Below are 18,002 nucleotides of genomic sequence, written 5' to 3'. Positions count from 1 at the left end.
CTCAGGCTGCCTTGCCGCGCTTTGGGCCGCCTGAACTCCGGCTGAGACGTGAGCGGGGTACGCATTTGCGGGAGGCAAACGCGATAGTGGGACATGTGCGGTGGCTATGGCGGTGTCGGGCGACGAGGAGAAGAGTGACGCTGGAGCACCGTCTCGGAGGCCGTGATTTTCATGATCAACGCATTTGTCGTGTCGAGCACGCCGCGGGCCGCCTCGTCATGTCGGAACTGGTAGGTAACGCCGTCGAGCACGCCGGCACCGAGATTGATGTGTGGGTGTCGATGCGCGGCGCGACGGTGCATCTGGCCGTCCAGGACCGGAGTACGCGTCCTCCGCTGTTGCGCGGGTCCGATCCGACCCGGCCCGGCGGGGTGTGGGCACCGGGGATGGGACTGCGGATCGTCGCGGCCACGGCTACCGCCTGGGGTGCCCTGCCGAGTTCGGACGGCAAGGTGGTCTTGGCGACCCCTTGCGGCGGCGCTGAGGCAGGTGTGATGACGTTCTTCACCGACGGCGGGGCCCGGTTGCACGTGGCGGTGCAGCACGAGTCCAACCGGATCACCGTCACTCTCACCGGCGAACTGGACCGGGTCAGTGGTCCACCGCTGGCCGATGTGTTGGACGCCGCGATGGACGGTGGTATCAGGCACGTCTGCGTGTCGATGGCCCAGGTGGGATTCGTCGATGTCGGCGGCGTGCGCGTGCTCTTGCGAGCTCACCAGGTCGGGAAGCGCCGCGGTGTCGTGTTTCTGCTGCAGGATCCCCAGCCGCACGTCGTCTGGCTGCTGCGGGGAACGGAGGCCGCGGACCTGCTGCTCGGTGCACCTCTGGCACCGGAGGGCGAGCCCGCGATGGTCCCGCACGCGGCCGATGGCCGTGACGACCGGGCCGATGGCCGAGACAAGCGGGCCGGTCGCCGTGACGAGCGGGCCGATGAGCGCGACAGGCGGGCGGACGAACGCGACAGGAGCGCCGACATGCGCGACGACACCGCCGACGAACGTGACAGGCAGGCCGACGATCGCGAGGAATGGGCGGACGACAGGGAACGGCTCGCGCAGGAACGAAACCATCTCCTCGACGAACGGCAGCAGAAAGTCCAGGAGCACCAGCGCTGGGAAGACGTCCGTGAGGAACTTGCCGACGCCCGCGATCGCGACCTGCGTCGCCGGGAACAGGAACTCTAGACGGTCGGCGACTTCACAGTGGGATGCCCTGCAGCACGCGATCGATCAGGCGGAGAGCAGCGGGCGCGCCCCGTTCGTCCTGCTCCTGATCGACGGGTGACGCCGAGCGTTCCGGCCGGTCGATCAGAAGGATGATCTCGTCGATGAGGCTGACGATCTCGCTCCGCTCGGCGGCCGATGCGACATCGCGCAGGCTCCGGGCCAGTCGCAGCATGTCGGCATCCTGCTGGTCGCGCGCCTGTGCTGAGTCCGTACCTGGCATGGCCCGATCGTAGTCCGATCGCGCGGCGACGGCGTGCCACATGCGGGTTTGAAGCGCGGAGCGCTATCCGTTCGGGGGCCCGAGCAGGGCGATGCAGGCCTGGATGGCGAACTCGGTGTTGTCGCTGGGGCGCCCGCCGTCCTCCACGGTGGTGGCCGTCAGCTCGCGGAGCCCGCCCAGCACCATGATCGCGAGCTGCCGGGACACCGGGCTGGTGCGGACGGCGCTCCAGGCAGGAGTGCTGCAGAGCGTTTGGATCATGGTGATGAAGCCTTCGAGGTGGTCGCGCTGCAGGCCCCGGGCCGCCGCGCCGAGCGACGGCACCTCTCGGATCCAGCTGAGGGTGATCGCCGGGCGCGACTCGGCGCAGCCGATCCAGGCCTCGACGGCCTGCCGGACCTGGGTCGTCCACGGTGCGGCCTGGTCGACGGCGGCGGAGACCTGGTCGATCATCTCCGCGTTGGCGTCGCTGAGCAGCGCGACGAAGCACGCTTCCCGGTCCGGGAAGTGCGCATAGAAGGTACGCCGGGAGGTACGCGCACGCCGGACGATGTCGGCGACCGTGGTGTTGCGGTAGCCGACGTCCACGATCGACGCGGCCAGGCCGTCGAGCAGGCGCCCGCGGAAGTGGCCCGCCTCCTCCTGTACCGGAGCCGCCGCCTCGTGCCGCACGGTGGTCACGCCCTACTCCTTACCCGCCGGAGCCCTTGTCCGCATCGGTACGTAAGCGTACCGTGGCCCTGGTACGTCCGCGTACCAGGCGGAGAACGTACCACCGAAGAAGGTGTTGTCAGATGACTGCCGTCACGCTTCCTCCAGGTCCGACGACCCCCCAGTTCGTGCAGGCCCTGCGCGCACTGACCACTCCCCGGCGAGGGATGCACCGGATGCGGGACCGCTACGGCGACGCCTTCACCATCGACGTGCCGCCGTACGGGCGGGCCCTGGTCATCAGCGATCCCGGGGAGGTCAAGCAACTTTTCCTGGCCGGTGCCGACGCCGCGGACAAGCCTGATCGGAATCTTGGGCGCGTGCTCGGGCCGGGATCGCTGTTCGCGCTGGTCGGCGAGGAGCATCGGCGGCAGCGCAAGGTGCTCGCCCCGCCGTTCCACGGGCGCCGGCTCACGGCGTACGAAAAAATCGTCGAGGAGGAGACGGCGCGCGAGCTGGCGTCCTGGCCGCAAGGCCGCGCCTTCGCCACTCTGCCCTCGATGACCCGGATCACCCTGAACGTCATCCTGCGCGCGGTGTTCGGCGCCGAGGGCACCGAGTTCGACGAGCTTCGCGAGCTCCTGCCGCGGATGATCAGGCTGGGTTCCTGGCTCACGGTGCTGCCCGAACCGCGGACCGGCCTCGGGCGGCGCGGTCCCTGGGGCCGGTTCCGCGCTATGCGCCGGGACTACGACGCGATCGTGGCACGGCTGATAGCCGAGGCGGAGCGGGGCGACGCCCTCGACGAGCACGACGACATCCTCGCACTGATGCTGCGCAGCCGCTACGACGACGGCACGGGGCTGAGCCGCGCCGACATCGCCGACCAGCTGCTCACGCTGCTCGCCGCCGGGCACGAGACGACGGCGACGACCCTCGCCTGGGCGGTCGAGCGGCTGCGCCGCCATCCGGCGGTCCTGGACGCCCTCGTCGCCGAGGTGGACGCGGGCGAGAGCGCCCTGCGCGAAGCGACGATCCTGGAGGTCGAGCGGACCCGGCCGGTGATCGACCTGGTGGGCCGGCAGGTGCGGGTCGACGGCTTCTCGGTGGGCCGGTGGACCGTGCCGAAGGGGTACGTGGTGGCGGTCAGCATCGCCCTGATCCACGACGACGAATCGGTGTTCCCGGACGCGCGGACGTTCGATCCCACGCGGTTCCTCGGCACCCGGCCGGACCTGTACCGATGGATCCCGTTCGGCGGCGGCGTCCGGCGCTGCCTCGGCGCCGCGTTCGCGAACATGGAGCTGAGCGTCGTCCTGCGCACCATGCTCCGGGACGTCACCCTGCTGCCGACCGGCGAGCCCGATGAGCGCTGGCATTCCCGCGGCGTCGCCAGCGCGCCGGCTCGGGGAGGCCGCGCGGTCGTTCGCCGCCGTACCGCCGCCGGGCTGTCATGACCGAACACTTCGACGTGCTCATCGTCGGTGCCGGCCTGTCCGGCATCGGGGCCGCATACCATCTGCAAAAGGCCTTCCCCGGCCGGACGTACGCGATCCTCGAGGCGCGCGACGCGATCGGGGGCACCTGGGACCTGTTCCGCTATCCGGGCGTGCGGTCCGACTCCGACATGCACACGCTCGGTTATCGGTTCCGGCCGTGGACGCAGGCCAGGGCCATCGCCGGCGGGCCGGCCATCCTCGACTACATCCGGGCCACCGCCGCCGAGGCCGGCATCGACCGGCACATCCGCTTCGGACACCGGACGGTGGGCGCGCAGTGGTCCACCGCGGACGCGCGCTGGACGGTGGAAGTGCGCCACCGCGGCGAGACCCTGCGGCTGACCACCCGCTTCCTTTATCTCTGCACCGGCTACTACCGCTACGACGCCGGCTACACGCCGCCCCTGCCCGGCATCGAACGGTACGGCGGAAGCGTCGTCCACCCCCAGCACTGGCCGGCGGACCTCGACTACACCGGCAAGAACGTCGTCGTGATCGGCAGTGGCGCCACGGCTGTCACGCTCGTACCCGCCATGGCCCAGCGGGCGGCACACGTGACGATGCTGCAGCGCTCGCCCACGTACGTCATGACGTTGCCGGCGGAGGACCCGATCGCCACGAGGCTGCGGCGCATGATCGGGGCCCGGCGCGCCTACCCGGTCGTGCGGTGGAAGAACGTGACCATCAGCACGCTGGTCTACCAGCTCAGCCGGCGCCGTCCCGATCTCGTCCGGGCCATGCTGCGGCGGGCGACGATCCGCCAGCTTCCACCCGGGTACGCCGTGGACACCCACTTCCGTCCGCGTTACGGCCCCTGGGACCAGCGGCTGTGCTTCGTACCGGACGGCGACCTGTTCGCCGCGATCAGCCAGGGCCGGGCATCCGTGCGCACCGACCGCATCGCGGAGTTCACCGCTGCCGGGCTCCGCCTGGAATCCGGCGACAGCCTTGAGGCGGACATCGTCGTGACCGCCACCGGCCTCCAGCTTCTCGCTCTCGGCGGCATCACCCTCTCCGTCGACGGGCGCGAGGTCGCCCTGCCCGAGACGATGGCCTACAAGGGCATGATGCTCAGCGGCGTGCCGAATCTCGCCTTCACCGTCGGCTACACCAACGCCTCCTGGACCCTGAAGGCCGACCTGGTCGGCGAGTACGTCGTGCGGCTGCTGCGCCACATGGACCGCCACGGCCACGCCTGGTGCGTACCCGCGAACGACGACCCGACCGTCACCGAGCGGCCGTTGCTCGACTTCCAGGCGGGCTACGTGCTGCGGTCGATCGACGACTTCCCCAAGGCCGGCTCGCGGTCCCCCTGGCAGCTCGGCATGAGTTACGCGCACGACCTGCTGAAGCTGCGGCACGGCGCGATCGAGGACGGTGCCATGCGGTTCGGCCAGTGATGCGACCCTTCTACGCGCGGGAACTGGCGCAGTACCCGACCGGCTCCCGGCGGTTGCGGTACCTGCTCATGGCCGTACTGGCCAGCCTCGTCGTCAACTTCGAGGGCGAGATCTCGCCCGTGGTGCCGCTGCTGCTCGACGACCTCGACATGTCGCTGAGCACCTACGGCCTCATCGGCGCGCTGGCGGTGGCCGTCGGAGGCGTCTCGGCCGCGATCGGTGGCCGGCTGGCCGACCGGCACGGCCGCGTCCTGCTCCTCGTCCCCGCGCTGGTGCTCGCCGCCGTGTGCACCTTCGCGACCGTCCTGGTGCGTACGCCGGGTGAGTTCCTGCTGCTGCGCTGCCTGCTGTTGTTCATCGAGGGCGCCGCCACCACCACGACCGCCGGCCTGGTCCGGGACTTCTCGCCCCGGCTGGGACGGGCCACCGCGTACGGGTTCTGGACCTGGGGGCCGATCGGAGCCAACTTCCTGGCCGCCGGCATCGCGGGCGTCACGCTGCCGCTCTTCACGAGCTGGCGGTCACAGCTCATCATCATGGGCTCCATCGCGCTGGCGTCCTGCGTCGTGGTCATGGCCTTCATCGCAGACCTGTCGCCGCGCCTCCGGGCCCGCGTCATCACCTCGGAATCGGACATGGCGCTCCCCGACGTGGACCCGGCCGACCTGCGCCACGCCCGGGGGCTCATGGCGTACCCGGTGTTCTGGGCCCACCTTCTGGGCATCACCCTGTGGTTGGTCTGGTACTGGACGCTGAACATCTTCGGAGCGACGCTGCTGGTCCAGGCGTTCCGGATGACGGCGAGCGAGGCCGCGGTCGTCATGGCCGTGATCTGGGGATGCACCATGGTCGCGCTCGTAGCGGCCGGGCGGCTCTCCGACCGCCTCCAGGCGCGCAGGCCCGTCATCCTGGCCGGCGCGGTCGGCGGGATCGCCGGCATGGCCTACTTCGTCGGCCTGGTCGACGGCGGCCGGGCGAGCCTCGCCCACCTGATCGGGGTCGGTGTCCTGCTCGGCATCGGCACGGGGGTCACGTTCGGGCCCTGGATGGCGCTCTTCTCCGAGGACGTGGAGGACCTGCGCCCGGACCTGCAGGCCACGGCGTGGGGCGCGTTCGGCCTGGCGGTCCGGACCATGATCGTGGGAGTGCTGATCGCCGCGCCGGTGGTGGCGGCCGGTGGCCCGGGCTGGAGCCGGTGGTTGCTCATCGCGCTGCTCTGCAACGTGCTCTTCGTGCCCGGAATCTTCCTGCTCGGTGGCCGCCGGCGGCCCGCTTGAGGGAGGCGGTTCAGCTTTTCGCCCGACTGTGCCGATAGTCCAGTCGTGACCTCTCCCGCTTCCACCTCGGTCCTCTACCGCGTCTGGCGGCTCTTTCCCAGCATGCGAGCCCTGCTCATGACGCTGGCGACCAGCCTCAGCGCCCTCGTGGTGGCCATCCAGACCGTTGCGGCGATGATCTTCACTCGCGACACACTGACGGACGCCCAGTTCGATTCCTTCCTGCGCCGGCAACTGGCGGTGGGTGTCGTCTCGGTCCTCGTGGTGTCGCTGGTCGTCTTCTGGGTCTCACTGGCGGTCACCCGGCCGCTGCGGGACACCCTGGCCTTCCTGAACCGCCTCGTCGCCCGCGACCTGAGCACCCGCATGCCGGTGGACGGGCGCGACGAGGTCGGCAGGATCGCGGAAGGCCTGAACCGGATGACGGACATCCTGGCCGAGGCCGTCGGCGGCATGAGCACCAGCGCGGGAGAGCTGAGCCGCTCTGCCGAGGAGCTGACGGCCGTCAGCCGCGAGCTCGGCGGCGACGCCTCGTCGACCTCCACCCAGGCCGGCGTCGTGTCGTCCGCCGCGGGCCAGGTCAGCAGCACGATGCAGTCGGTCGCCGCGGGCATCGAGCAGATGGGCGGCAGCATCGGCGAGATCGCCCGCAGCGCCACCGAGGCCGCCCGGGTCTCCAGCAGCGGTGTCACCGTCGCCGCCCACACGAACGAGGTGGTCGGGAGACTGGGGGAGAGCTCCACGGCGATCCACGACGTCGTCCGTACCATCGCCGCGATCGCCGCCCAGACCAACCTGCTCGCGCTCAACGCCACCATCGAGGCCGCCCGCGCCGGCGAGAGCGGCAAGGGCTTCGCCGTGGTCGCGGGCGAGGTCAAGGCCCTGGCCCAGCAGACCTCGGACGCGACCGAGGACATCAGCCAGCGGGTCGCCGCCATCCAGGCCGAGAGCGGCGACGCGGTCGAGGCGATCAACAAGATCAACGGCATCATCGCCGAAGTCAGCTCCCTGCAGAACACCATCGCGGCCGCGGTGGAGGAACAGACCGCGGTGACCGGGGAGATCGGCCGGGGCATCGCGGACGCGGCGGGAAGCAGCTCGGAGATCGCGGAAGGGGTGACAGGCGTGGCGGGCGCGGCGCGGAACGCCTCGGCGCGGGCGGACCGGACCCATCAGCTCGCGGAGTCGCTCCGGGACACCTCCCACGACATGCGCACCCTGGTCGACCGCTTCACGCTGCCCTGATTCCGCAGCCGGCCGCTGCTTGCGGGGCGGCTATCATGCCCGGAACGTAATCGGGCTCTGGCGGTGGAATGGCCGACGGCATATCGACCTTGAATGATCGCGAAACCGGTCAGACCTCGCACGCCTCCTCGTGGGCGCCGGTGTCGCGACGCGCCACATGGGTCTTCGTGGTCCTCGGCGTCGTGGGCATCCTGACCGTCCTGCCGACCGTCACCAGCTGGAGCGACGCCAGCCGGATGGCGACCATCCAATCCCTGGTCGACTTCCACACCCTCTCGATCGACCAGTCCGTCTTCCACCGCACCGGAGACAAGGTCTTCGTCGACGGCCACTTCTACTCCGACAAGCTCGCGGTGCCATCGCTCCTCGGCGCGATCATCTATCTGCCCCTGTCGGCGCTCGGATTCAAGCTCGGCTACGGCTGGAACCTCGCGTACTACGTCATCACACTGCTCACCGTCAAAGCGTTCTGGCTGGCGGGCCTGGTCGCCTTCTACCGGACGCTGGCGATCACGCCGCTCACCGACCGCAAGCGCATCTGGCTGACGCTCGCGCTCGGCGTCGGCTCGCTGTACTTCACCTGGTCGGCGACGTTCAACAACCACTCGCTGGCGGCATCGTGGGTGGCCATCGGCTTCTATTTCCTGATGCGCGCCCGGCAGGGCATCCGCACCGGCCGAAGCGTCTTCGCCGCGGGACTCTTCTTCGCCCTGGCCGGCGGCTCGGACGTGCCGATCCTGGCCGTCTTCGGCGGCTTCCTCCTGTACGTGCTCACGGACCGGCGCCTGCGCCCCCACGCGGCTCTATATCTGCTCCCACTGCCGCTCACCGCGCTCCCGGCGCTGTGGGTCAACTACCGCATCTCCGGAAGCCTGGTCCCGGTCCAGCTGGTCACGGCCTACTTCCAATACCCGGGTACGCCGTGGAAGCCGTCGGCGCTCACCGGGGCCGGAATGAACCGAGGCGCGTTCCTCGCCGAGTACGCGTTCCACTGCCTCGTCGGTAAGCGCGGGTTCCTGCTCTACAACCCGCTGCTGTTCCTGGCCGTACCGTTGCTGCTGCGCTCCTCCCGCTCCTCCCGCTTCGTTCGCGAGTCGCGGGTCGTGTGCCTCGTGACGGTGCCGATCGTCGGGTACTACCTGCTCTTCTCCAACAATTACGGCGGCTGGAGCTACAGCATCCGCTGGTTCGTACCCCTGCTGCCGTTGCTGTTCTTCTTTCTCCATCCGATCCTGGCCGGCCCGTCCCGCACCCTGAAGATCCTGTTCTTCACGGCGTTCGCAGCAGGTACGGCGATCGCCGTCATCGGGCTCGTCAACCCGTGGTCCTGGCTCAACCTCAGCCCGTACCCGCTGATCGCCAACCTCCGCACCATCCCGGATCTCTTCAACTAGCGTCCCGGTGCCAGATCCTTGTGGAAGACCAGGAACCGGCAGGGAACCGCCAGCAGGGGAGCGAGGTCCGGATGCGCCTCCGTCACGTCTCCGCTGCCGACGACCCGATAGCCGAGCCGGGTGTACCAGGCCCGAAGGAACTCCTTGACCGGATGCGTGCCCACTTCGGGTACGAGCAGCTCGAGCTGCATCGTCCCCAACCCCCGCCCGCGGGCGCGACCCTCGGCGAACCGGACGAGCTCCCGCCCGACCCCGCTGCCCTTGTGCTGTGCGGCGGCGACCAGCATGCCGAACTCGCCGAGGGTGGGGGTGAGCTGGTGGACGCGTACGAGACCCACGGGCTCGCCGTCGAGACGGCCCACCGCGATCTGGCCGAACGCGATCAGCTCAGCCATCTCGGAGTGCGACGTGCGGGCGGCGCCGTCGGACCAGAGGCCCTTCTCACCCTCGGCGTAGGCGTGGTTGGCCATGGCGGTGAGCTCGGCAACCAGGCGGGTGTCGGAGGCATGCTCTGCCAGCAGCATCGTTGTCTCGATCGTCACCGGCCGATTCTGCCCCTTCACCTGGTACCCGCGGCCCGGCGGTGCGCGCTGCGCCGGGAGGTTCACTTTTCTCCTGCCCCGGGCGGCGTACGCCGTTAGGCTGAGGCCTGCGTTGTTTGTCCTCCTGTGAGGTGCCTGTGTCGCAGCCGGTAGAGGTGGACGTCGTCATCATCGGCGGCGGTCTGGCCGGGCTCGCTGCTGCCCGGCGGCTGGACCGGGCCGGTGTCGAATGGCTGCTCGTCGAGGCGAGCGACCGCATCGGCGGCCGGGTCGCCACCGATGTCGTGGACGGATGGCGCCTCGACCGCGGCTTCCAGGTGCTCAACACGGCGTACCCGAGGGTCCCCGCCCTGGTCGACATCGAAGCCCTGGAGATGCGCTACTTCACTCCCGGCGTGCTCGTGCGCCGCGGTGGGCGGCTGCACCGGCTGGAGAACCCGCTCCGAGACCCGATGGCCGCCCCGCAGACGCTCAACAGCGGGGTGGGCTCGCTCGCCGACCGCCTCAAATTCGCGGCGCTGGCCACCCGCTGTGCGACGTACCCTCCGTCTCGGTTGCTCGACGGCCCGGAGATGACGACGCAGGAGGCCCTGCGCAAGGCGGGGTTGTCGCACCGGATCATCGAGGAGGTGCTGCGGCCGTTCCTGTCCGGCGTCTTCGGCGACCGCGCCCTCGACACCTCGAGCCATGTGCTGGCGATGGTGCTCCGGTCGTTCGCCCGGGGGCGGATCGGGGTGCCGGCGAACGGGATGGCCATGCTGCCCGCCGCGGTGGCCGGGCCGCTCCCGTACCCGCAGCTGCTGGTCAATGCACGGACCTTGGCCGTCGCACCCGGCCGGGTCGTCACCGAGGGCGGCGAGATCCGGTGCCGAGCGGTGGTCGTGGCCACCGACCCGGTCACCGCCTCGGAGCTCCTGCCGGCGCTGCCACGCCCCGACATGCACGGCCTGACCACCTATTACTTCGGCGCGCAGCATGCGCCCATCGACGAACCTACCCTCCTTCTGGACGGCGACCGCCGGGAGATCGTGGCCAACAGCGTCGTCGTCTCCAACGCGGCCCCGGAGTACGCGCCGGCCGGCAAATCGCTGATCGCCGCCTCGACGGTGGGGGTGGCGGCCCCGTCGGGAGCCTCGGAGACGGTCATCCGGGTGGAACTGGCCCGCATGTACGGCGTCCCCACCGACGAGTGGGATCTCCTCGAAGTGGTACCGATCCCGCACGCCCTCCCGGCGGCCCCGGCGCCACAAGCCCGCCTGCGCAAGGCGGTCGACCTCGGCGACGGCCTCTTCGTGGCGGGAGACCACCGAGACAGCCCATCGATCCAGGGCGCTCTTGCCGGCGGATGGCGCACGGCCGGAGCGGTCCTCGCATCACTCGGCGCCATGGCGGGCGCGGGACGTTGAACCAAGTCGTCGGCGGGTAAAGGCGCGGTATGGACGAGAAGAAAGCACGAGAAGAAGAAGCCCGCCCGGTCGCCGGTGACCCGGAGGAAGAGCACCCGGCCCAGGAGGCGCATGGAGGCAGCATGGCTCCGGGCCTGGTGGATGACACGGGCCAGCAGGTGACGGAGGCCCCATCGCAGGGCGACGAGCGATAGATCGCTGGCTTGGGTTGGACGGCGCGGGATAGGATCGCCGCCGGTACGGGGGCGGTAGCTCAGTGGGTTAGAGCAGGGGACTCATAATCCCTCGGTCGCGGGTTCGAGTCCCGCCCGCCCCACCAAGCTAGGCATTGCGCGAACCGCGTCATCGGTGTCGTCCGCATCCTCGGCTGGGATCCGGAAGACGGGCTTCATACAACAGCGAAGGACAGCAACGGGCTTCACGCCAACGGCTCCCTGATCCGCTTGAGCGCTTCCCCAAGCCCGCGACCGACCACGCACCGTCCGCCACCGGTGACCACGATCCTCGGACTTGCTGGGGTGGCCTTCATCCTGTAGGTGCCTCCGTGACAGGAACATGGGACCTTCGACAAGCCCTATTTCCTGATCAGGACGCACTTCTACGTTTCCAGCCCACCCCTTGGACAGCCCGTTAACCAAGGGGTGAGGCTAAGGCAGATCCTCCTTGGTCAGACGGACTGCGGCATCGCGTTCATCGGCTGTCCGGGCCAGGTGATCCTGGAAGTCTGCGTGCCGGAACTGGTAGACGGTGGTGCCAACCGTGCGCAGTAGTCCGAGCCTGTGTGCGTCGTCCAGGAAGGCCGGCAGTTGCCCTGGGAGTCTTCCGGCCAGCACGTGCGGCAGGCTGACCACCTTGTTCGTCCACCAGGTGCGAGGCTGACCCATGTCGATCTCACTAAACAGTGTGACAACTAGGGCCAGCGGTAGGAGGGCAAGCCAAATTCCCAGTGTTACCCGCAGGTCGCCTGGGGTGAGCAGGTCGGCGAAATTGAGAGAGCTGTTGACGGTGTGGGTGCCGACATAGGCATCGAGGCTGCCGCTAGCTTGCAGGGTGAATTTGCCGTTCAAGCCGGTGAATTGGCCGGTGAGTATGAGCCTGAAGGGGTCGGATGGACCGTGGCGGGTCCAAATGGTGACGACTGCGCCGGCGATGGCGAGCCAGGCGAGCCAGCGTTTCCAGGTTCGGCGGCCGCGGCCCGGGATGGTGAGTGCCCAGGCCAGCAGCACGGCTGCGACGTATCGCAGTTGGCCTGCCCAGACCATCCGGAAGTCATGCATGTGGGAGCCAAGCCAGTCGGTGGGTCCTTGTCTTAGCAGGTCAGCGCCGATCGGGTGCGCCTGTAATAGGCGCCATCCGATCGCCGCTGTGGTGCTCAGTAGCGTGGCGAGCAGGACGGTCCGTAGCAGGCGCAGCTTGTGGCCGACGGCGGTGGCGTGCCACAGGCCGGGCGCGCCTTCAAGAATGGTGGCGTATCGCAGATAGCGTACTGTTGCCACGCCCAGGCTGGTCAGTCCGTAGAGCACTGGGATCACGATCACGAACAGTGGGACCAAGAAACTGCAAGCGATGGCGGTGGCGAGCACGGTCATCGCGAGGAAAGCGCTTTGCTGACCCCCGACGGTGACGATCAACACGCCGCCGAGCAAGCCGAACAGCAGCGCCCCGAGAAGGCTGCCACGCAGTCCGGACACTGGAGAAATCCCATACCAGGGGGCCGTGGTCCCGGGGCCGGGAGGTATAAACGAATCGATTTGGTAGCCCGACATCGCCAGTAATCCGACCGTGACTGCGACACTGACGACCACCCATCCAACACTCGCGTCAGGAGCGACTACGCCTATCGCGATGCCGGTGCCGACCCCGACCAGCAGCGCATAAGTGAGCGCAAAAGTCAGCCCCGGCAGGATATGAATGAGGAATTCTCGAACATTCGCCCAATCGGTGAGCAAGGACTCTGTCCAGTCCATCTCTGCGTTCTGGCGATAGTCCGCCGCCATCGCGAGAAGGCGCATTGCTGCGACGATCAAGCCGAGCGCCGCGCCTATCCCAACGACGGCGCCTAGTAGGTTGCTAGCCCCCTCGCCTAGGAACAGGCCGAGCACCGCTGCGGTCAATCTCCCGAAAATGAAGCACGCAAAAGCGGCAGGCACCAGCGGCAACAAGGCCAGCGGAATACCGAGGCGAGGTCGCTGAGCAAGAACGACGTCGACGTAGGCCCTGACAGCGGTGACGATCAATGTCAGCCGGTCCGCGATTCGCTCCGGGTGCGCCGGCGCCGTGAGCGCAGGTGCATCGCGCGCCCAGTCGAAGTCCTTAGTGCCCCATCGGTCCAGATTCCCGGCAAGAAAACGCAGCCACCGTTCGATGTCGTTGGGGTCGTATTGGCTGCGGGGCCGGAAAAAGTCGGCGGGGTTGTCACTCGGTGGCCGAGTCATGACGGTCGCCGCAATGAGCTGGTCGAACAGGTGCGCTCGCAGCGCGTCGGCCTCGACGAACCGTGCGTCGTCGAGCAGTGCCGCTGGGTCGGTCCGCGGCGTGAGGTAGGCGACACGTAGTAGCCAAAGGCCGAGCGGAGCGGATGCGACTTCCGCGATGGCGCTGGCCGGCTTGTCGAGGTCGTCTGCCATGCGCAGCCTGGTGAGCAGGATCCGCCAACTCGGCCCTGGCTCAGCGGGTAGGCAACGCTCGATGTAGTCGGCTGCTGCGTCAGCCGAGAGCGGCTGTGGCTCGATCACGACCGCGGACGGCAAGACGCGCCCGTACGCCTCGACCGCGGCCAGGTATTCATCGGCCCGGCTCGTCACGATCAGCTGCGTGTTGCCGTCCATGGCGTTGTGCACGGCTTCCAACAGCCTCGGCCGAATCTCGGGGGTGGCCTCGTCGAACCCGTCAATCACGGGCAATATGTGCCCCTGAACGGCAAGATCATGAACCGCCTGAGCTCGGTGCCCCGCCCCGAGCAGCTCGGGATAGTCCTGTTCGATCGCATAGGCAACCCAGTCCCACAGCGTGCGGTATCGCTCCGGGTCCCAACTCGCCCCGGACAGCAGCACGGGAACCGGCGTGGCTCGATCGTCCACACGATCTCGGAGGAGCTCCAGAAGAATCTGCACGGCCAGCGTTGTCTTGCCGGCCCCGGCTCCGCCCAGAATCACGAGACGGCTACGCCGCAGTTGACGGAAGTCCACTATCAGCGCGGCGACGTCGGCGCTCGATGCGACAGTGAGCACATCGCTCGTCAGGTTGCCGGGAGCGTCGATTATTCGTTGATCGTCCGTCCTACGCCATTGCACCGGAATCGGATCAGGGTCATCCAACGCCCTGATCCGAGATTCGGTACGCCACCGGTCGTAGACAAGCGGAGCCAGTTCCTCGCGCAGCTGGGCGATGTCGTATGCGGTGACCCGCGTCGGTCGGCGGGCGTGATGCCACCAACGCAGCAGCGGAATCACCAAAGGCAACAGGGTCAACGGGATCGAGATCAGCTGCGCCAGGTTCGCCGCTGTCGCTAGGCCCCGGGCACGAAGCACCCACGCCAGCAGCGACAAGCACAAGGCGGTCCCGCCCATCCCAGCAAGCAGGGCAAGAGTGGGCGAACGCGACTTTCGCGTCTTGGTAAGACGGATCACACAGCGTACCTAACCGAATACAGTCAGGTGAGTCAATGTTCCGTTGGAGCGTTCGGTCGCCGCTGACCACGGCGGACACGTAATGAGCGGTTCCGGGAGTCTCGCGCACCGTGCGGTGACCGCGGCCGCGGGAATGCTGCGTCGGCATGCCCGGGTGCTGCAGAGGCCTATGATGCGGCGCGGCTGGCGTTCGAACTGGGTCGTTCTGTTCGAGAGCTTCGTGAGCGACGGTGCTGGTCAGAAGCAACTTGCTAGGGAATCGGGAATGACTCAGTCGACGGTCGCTCGGTTCCCAGCGGGCGGGCCTGGGCCGACCTTGTCGGTGCCGGGGCGGTTGGCGGCGACGCTCGACCTGAGCCTCAAGGTAAGTTCAAGCCGCGCGGCGAGGTGGCTTGAGTAGCGGCGGAACAGCACCGAATGGCGAGAACCGTTCAAACCGGCTCCATCATTGATGGCTGAATTCTCCACCTCGGCGGATCTCCTCCAGTCGGTGCGCCCTCTTGCTTCGAGAGATCTCGGGCGACAGCCGTTGGCTGTTGTTGACGTTCACGTTGTGGCACAGGTGAAACCCGCTGTCGATTGTCGGTGTGCGGTGGTACAAAGCCACGGTGGAAAACGCTTTGGAGTTCGCGGACCGGCTGCGCCTGATGGACGAACGATCGACCGCCTTCCAGGCCGCGGTCGCCGCCGCGTCCAGCCTCGACGTGCGGGTGCCGACGTGCCCCGAGTGGACGCTGTTCGACCTGGTGCAGCACCTGGGGGAAGGGCGCCACAAATGGGCCGCCACCGTCGCCGCGGGGCCTGCCGACGCTCCTGCGGCCGTGTCCGTCCCGGCGGCACCCCGGGAGCGCGAGGCGCTGCTGGCCTGGTACGCCGCCTCGGTGCGGGAGCTGCTGGACGAGCTGCGGAAGGCCGGACCGGATCGTGGCTGCTGGACGTGGTGGGGCCCGTCGCAGTCGCCGCAGACCAGCGGTGCCGTCGCTCGGCACCAGCTCCAGCAGCTCGCCGTGCACACCTACGACGCCCAGGTCACGGTGGGCGCCCCGCAGCCGCTGTCCAGCGAGGTGGCGCTCGACGGGGTCGACGAGTTCCTGACCACCTGTTGCGCGACGACGGCCCCGTGGCCGCACAAGCCGGCGGTCGTCGACTACCACGCCACCGAGGGCCACTCCTGGCGCGTCTGGCTCTCCGCCGACGGCGCGCGCGCCGCCCGACTCCCGCACGACGCTGCCGCCAGTGAGAGCCCGGAGACGGCCGACGTCGCCGCCTGGGGCACCGCCAACGAGCTGGTCATGTTCTTCTACGGCCGGATTCCGACGGAGTCACTGCGGGTCGAGGGCGACCGGGGCATCTTCGACCAGCTCTTCGCCTGGGAGCCGGAGGTGTAGGACCCGACGCCCTGCCGGCCTCGCCGGACAGGAGCGCGGCGCCGAGGCTGGCAGGAAGCCCGTTCGGTGCGGTGGCGAGCTTCGCGCTGTGGAGGACCTCGGATGAGTGGGCTGTGACCGGACGGCCACGCGCCCCACAGCGGAGGAAGCGAAGCCACTCCTCCGCCGGCTCACCCAGGACGCGATAGCGGAAGCACCACGACACCGCGGGCGGCAGGCAATGTGGCGCAGGCGCACGACATGCTGGCGGAGTACGCCAGGGCGGGACGGCCGGGATCGAGCGCCGGTCAGGGCGGCGCAGCCCAGGACGCATCCAGCCGTCGTGGAGCGAGGTGCGAATCCCGCTGGGGTGATCGACGACGCCCCATCGGTGATGGCGGCGCGGTTCGGCAGCCTGCCGGTCCTCGGCTGGCTCTGCCAGCACTTGCTGTCCCGCGAGTGGGTGAACAACAGCAAACCGGTTCCGCAGCATCGCCCATCCTCGATGAGAGCTTCTCACAGCCACCTCCCAGCCGGGCCGTCTTTCCCGCGGCCCCGGCATATGGCAAGTTTGGGGCAGCGAGGCAGCCATCAGGCAGGGGGACCGAACATGGCAGCGGGTCCGACGACTCTTGTGGACCGTCGACGCCGCCGTAGCGCCCTCATCTCCCTCCTCGTCGCAACCACGCTCACCCTCACCGCGGTCGGTCCGGCAATGGCAGTGGCAGCGATCCCGTACGCACCCTGCCAGCCCGACGGCGTCTCCACAGCCGACGCTGCGGTCGCCGAGAGCATCCGGCCTGGGATGAACGGCGTACGCCTCGGCCGATCCGTGACGGGCTACAACATCTCCTGCGCCCGAGCGATCGTGAGTAACGTCCGCGCCCGGGGGCTGAACGAGCGCGCAGCCGTGATCGCCGTGACCACGGCCATTGCCGAGAGCACGCTGCACAACTACACCGTTGCCGTCGATCACGACAGTCTCGGGCTTTTCCAGCAGCGGCCGTCGCAGGGATGGGGGCGACCCGGTCAGGTCGTCGATCCTCGGTTCTCCACCCTTGCGTTTCTCAACGCGATGATTCGCAAGCATCCCTTCGACGGCTGGCTGACCGGCGACATCGGACAGATCTGCCAGCGGGTGCAGGGGTCGGCCTTCCCCCTCGCGTACGCGCCTGAGGCGCACGACGCAGCGCTGATCGTGGCTCAATTGTGGTCGCAGAAAGCCACGTCGCAAGAGGCCGGGCCGACGAAGCAGGCGAAGCCGAAGACGCCGACCGGGCCCTTCCAGCGGACCCTGATGTCGGCCGCGACCGGGTTGGGCCCGACCGATGCCAGGTATGACATGTCGACGGCCGACTGGAACGGTGACCGCCGCCCCGATCTGGTGGTGGTGCAGCGTTCCGGCACGAGCACCGGCCGTACCGAACTCTTCATTCTTGATGCGACGTCGGCCTTGCCCAACGGGGCGTCGAGCTTCCAGCACCTTCTGTTGCACACCGGCACCGTGCTCGGCCCGACCGACGAGCGGCATGCGTTCTCCATGGCGGACTGGAACGGTGACGGCCGGCTCGATCTGGTGGTGGTGCAGAAGTCCGGTACGGCGAGTGGCCGGACGGAGCTGCGGGTCGTCGATGGTGCTTCCGGGTTCCAACGCTATCTGCTGGAGAGCGCCACTCTGCTGGGGCCGACGGACGAGCGTGAGGCGTTCTCCATGGCCGATTGGAACGGTGACGGGCAGCTCGATCTCGTGGTGGTGCAGAAGTCCGGCACGGCGAATCACAAGGTGGAGATCCGGATTCTGAACGGGGCGGCGGGCTTCGGGCAGTATCTTGCCGAGACCGTCACCGCCCTGAGTCCCGCGGACGAGACCGAGATCGCGGACTGGAACGGTGACGGCAAGCTCGATCTGGTCGCGGTGCGGAAGGGCGGCAAGGCCGGTTCGAAGACCGAGGTACGGGTGCTGGACGGCGCCTCGACCTTCCAGCGGGATCTGCTGAAGGCTCGCACCGATCTGGGCGCCGCGGACGAGACGGAGATCGCCGACTGGAACGGCGACGGCCGGCTTGATCTGGTGGCGGTGCGGAAGTCCGGGACCCCGAGCGGCCGTACCGAAGCGTGCGTGCTGGCGGGTTGACGACACACG

The 18,002-nt window shown here is 68.7% G+C and carries 14 protein-coding genes and 1 tRNA gene; 11 read left to right on the top strand and 4 right to left on the bottom strand.

The features are described 5' to 3' along the window. The first annotated feature begins 134 nt into the window (after positions 1–134). Positions 135–1,187, top strand: a complete 1,053-nt coding sequence (locus AB0368_RS24530; protein WP_366156287.1) for an STAS domain-containing protein — start codon at positions 135–137, stop codon at positions 1,185–1,187. A 13-nt stretch (positions 1,188–1,200) separates the two neighbouring features. Here the strand turns inward: AB0368_RS24530 and AB0368_RS24525 are convergent, their stop codons facing one another. Together AB0368_RS24525 and AB0368_RS24520 are read right to left on the bottom strand one after the other, a co-directional pair. Continuing rightward, positions 1,201–1,449 carry a hypothetical protein gene (locus AB0368_RS24525; protein ID WP_366156286.1) on the bottom strand — a complete coding sequence of 83 codons (249 nt, stop codon included), beginning with the start codon at positions 1,447–1,449 and terminating at the stop codon, positions 1,201–1,203. Between the two features lie 63 nt (positions 1,450–1,512). Continuing rightward, positions 1,513–2,130 carry a TetR/AcrR family transcriptional regulator gene (locus tag AB0368_RS24520; RefSeq protein WP_366156285.1) on the bottom strand — a complete coding sequence of 206 codons (618 nt, stop codon included), beginning with the start codon at positions 2,128–2,130 and terminating at the stop codon, positions 1,513–1,515. Between the two features lie 113 nt (positions 2,131–2,243). On the opposite strand from AB0368_RS24520, the gene AB0368_RS24515 reads away from it, so the two are divergent. From AB0368_RS24515 to AB0368_RS24495, 5 genes are all read left to right on the top strand, one after another. Further along, the gene (locus AB0368_RS24515) at positions 2,244–3,557 is read left to right on the top strand and encodes a cytochrome P450 (RefSeq protein WP_366156284.1); all 1,314 of its coding nucleotides are present in this window, start codon (positions 2,244–2,246) and stop codon (positions 3,555–3,557) included. Continuing rightward, positions 3,554–4,999, top strand: coding sequence for an NAD(P)/FAD-dependent oxidoreductase (locus AB0368_RS24510; protein WP_366156283.1), 1,446 nt, complete (start codon positions 3,554–3,556; stop codon positions 4,997–4,999). Before AB0368_RS24515 ends, AB0368_RS24510 begins: the two co-directional genes overlap by 4 nt. Further along, positions 4,999–6,276: an MFS transporter gene (locus AB0368_RS24505; protein ID WP_366156282.1), complete on the top strand. Its 1,278-nt coding sequence runs from the start codon at positions 4,999–5,001 to the stop codon at positions 6,274–6,276. Before AB0368_RS24510 ends, AB0368_RS24505 begins: the two co-directional genes overlap by 1 nt. Before the next feature lie 45 nt (positions 6,277–6,321). Then, positions 6,322–7,521 (top strand): methyl-accepting chemotaxis protein, encoded by a 1,200-nt coding sequence (locus tag AB0368_RS24500; RefSeq protein ID WP_366156281.1) that lies wholly within the window; start codon positions 6,322–6,324, stop codon positions 7,519–7,521. Between the two features lie 89 nt (positions 7,522–7,610). After that, complete coding sequence (locus AB0368_RS24495; RefSeq protein ID WP_366156280.1) at positions 7,611–8,915, top strand: hypothetical protein; 1,305 nt, start codon at positions 7,611–7,613, stop codon at positions 8,913–8,915. Here AB0368_RS24495 and AB0368_RS24490 read toward each other — a convergent pair. Beyond that, positions 8,912–9,457 carry a GNAT family N-acetyltransferase gene (locus tag AB0368_RS24490; protein WP_366156279.1) on the bottom strand — a complete coding sequence of 182 codons (546 nt, stop codon included), beginning with the start codon at positions 9,455–9,457 and terminating at the stop codon, positions 8,912–8,914. The genes AB0368_RS24495 and AB0368_RS24490 overlap by 4 nt on opposite strands. Positions 9,458–9,594: 137 nt before the next feature. Between AB0368_RS24490 and AB0368_RS24485 the strand changes: the two genes are divergently transcribed. The 3 genes from AB0368_RS24485 (at position 9,595) to AB0368_RS24475 (ending at position 11,182) form a co-directional block, all read left to right on the top strand. Beyond that, positions 9,595–10,863 carry an NAD(P)/FAD-dependent oxidoreductase gene (locus AB0368_RS24485; protein WP_366156278.1) on the top strand — a complete coding sequence of 423 codons (1,269 nt, stop codon included), beginning with the start codon at positions 9,595–9,597 and terminating at the stop codon, positions 10,861–10,863. A gap of 29 nt (positions 10,864–10,892) precedes the next feature. After that, entirely contained in the window at positions 10,893–11,057 is a 165-nt protein-coding gene (locus AB0368_RS24480; RefSeq protein ID WP_366156277.1) for a hypothetical protein, read from the top strand. A gap of 48 nt (positions 11,058–11,105) precedes the next feature. Beyond that, positions 11,106–11,182 (top strand) — tRNA-Ile (locus tag AB0368_RS24475). 328 nt (positions 11,183–11,510) lie between these two features. Here AB0368_RS24475 and AB0368_RS24470 read toward each other — a convergent pair. Next, complete coding sequence (locus AB0368_RS24470; RefSeq protein WP_366156276.1) at positions 11,511–14,492, bottom strand: NACHT domain-containing protein; 2,982 nt, start codon at positions 14,490–14,492, stop codon at positions 11,511–11,513. A gap of 608 nt (positions 14,493–15,100) precedes the next feature. Between AB0368_RS24470 and AB0368_RS24465 the strand changes: the two genes are divergently transcribed. Beyond that, complete coding sequence (locus AB0368_RS24465) at positions 15,101–15,880, top strand: maleylpyruvate isomerase family mycothiol-dependent enzyme (RefSeq protein WP_366156275.1); 780 nt, start codon at positions 15,101–15,103, stop codon at positions 15,878–15,880. Positions 15,881–16,229: 349 nt separating this feature from the next. Beyond that, on the top strand, positions 16,230–17,993 hold the full coding sequence (locus AB0368_RS24460) for a VCBS repeat-containing protein (protein WP_366156274.1): 1,764 nt from the start codon (positions 16,230–16,232) through the stop codon (positions 17,991–17,993). Positions 17,994–18,002 lie beyond the last annotated feature (9 nt).

Origin of the sequence: Actinoplanes sp. NPDC051475, assembly GCF_040689425.1 — a bacterium.
Lineage (GTDB): Bacteria > Actinomycetota > Actinomycetes > Mycobacteriales > Micromonosporaceae > Actinoplanes.
This window is presented reverse-complemented; position numbering and strand designations above follow the sequence as displayed.

Bases quoted from the DNA above. Each gene is read 5' to 3' on its own strand.
- AB0368_RS24525 (WP_366156286.1), bottom strand. From the start codon at position 1,449: ATGCCAGGTACGGACTCAGCACAGGCGCGCGACCAGCAGGATGCCGAC.
- AB0368_RS24515 (WP_366156284.1), top strand. From the start codon at position 2,244: ATGACTGCCGTCACGCTTCCTCCAGGTCCGACGACCCCCCAGTTCGTG.
- AB0368_RS24510 (WP_366156283.1), top strand. From the start codon at position 3,554: ATGACCGAACACTTCGACGTGCTCATCGTCGGTGCCGGCCTGTCCGGC.
- AB0368_RS24505 (WP_366156282.1), top strand. From the start codon at position 4,999: ATGCGACCCTTCTACGCGCGGGAACTGGCGCAGTACCCGACCGGCTCC.
- AB0368_RS24480 (WP_366156277.1), top strand. From the start codon at position 10,893: ATGGACGAGAAGAAAGCACGAGAAGAAGAAGCCCGCCCGGTCGCCGGT.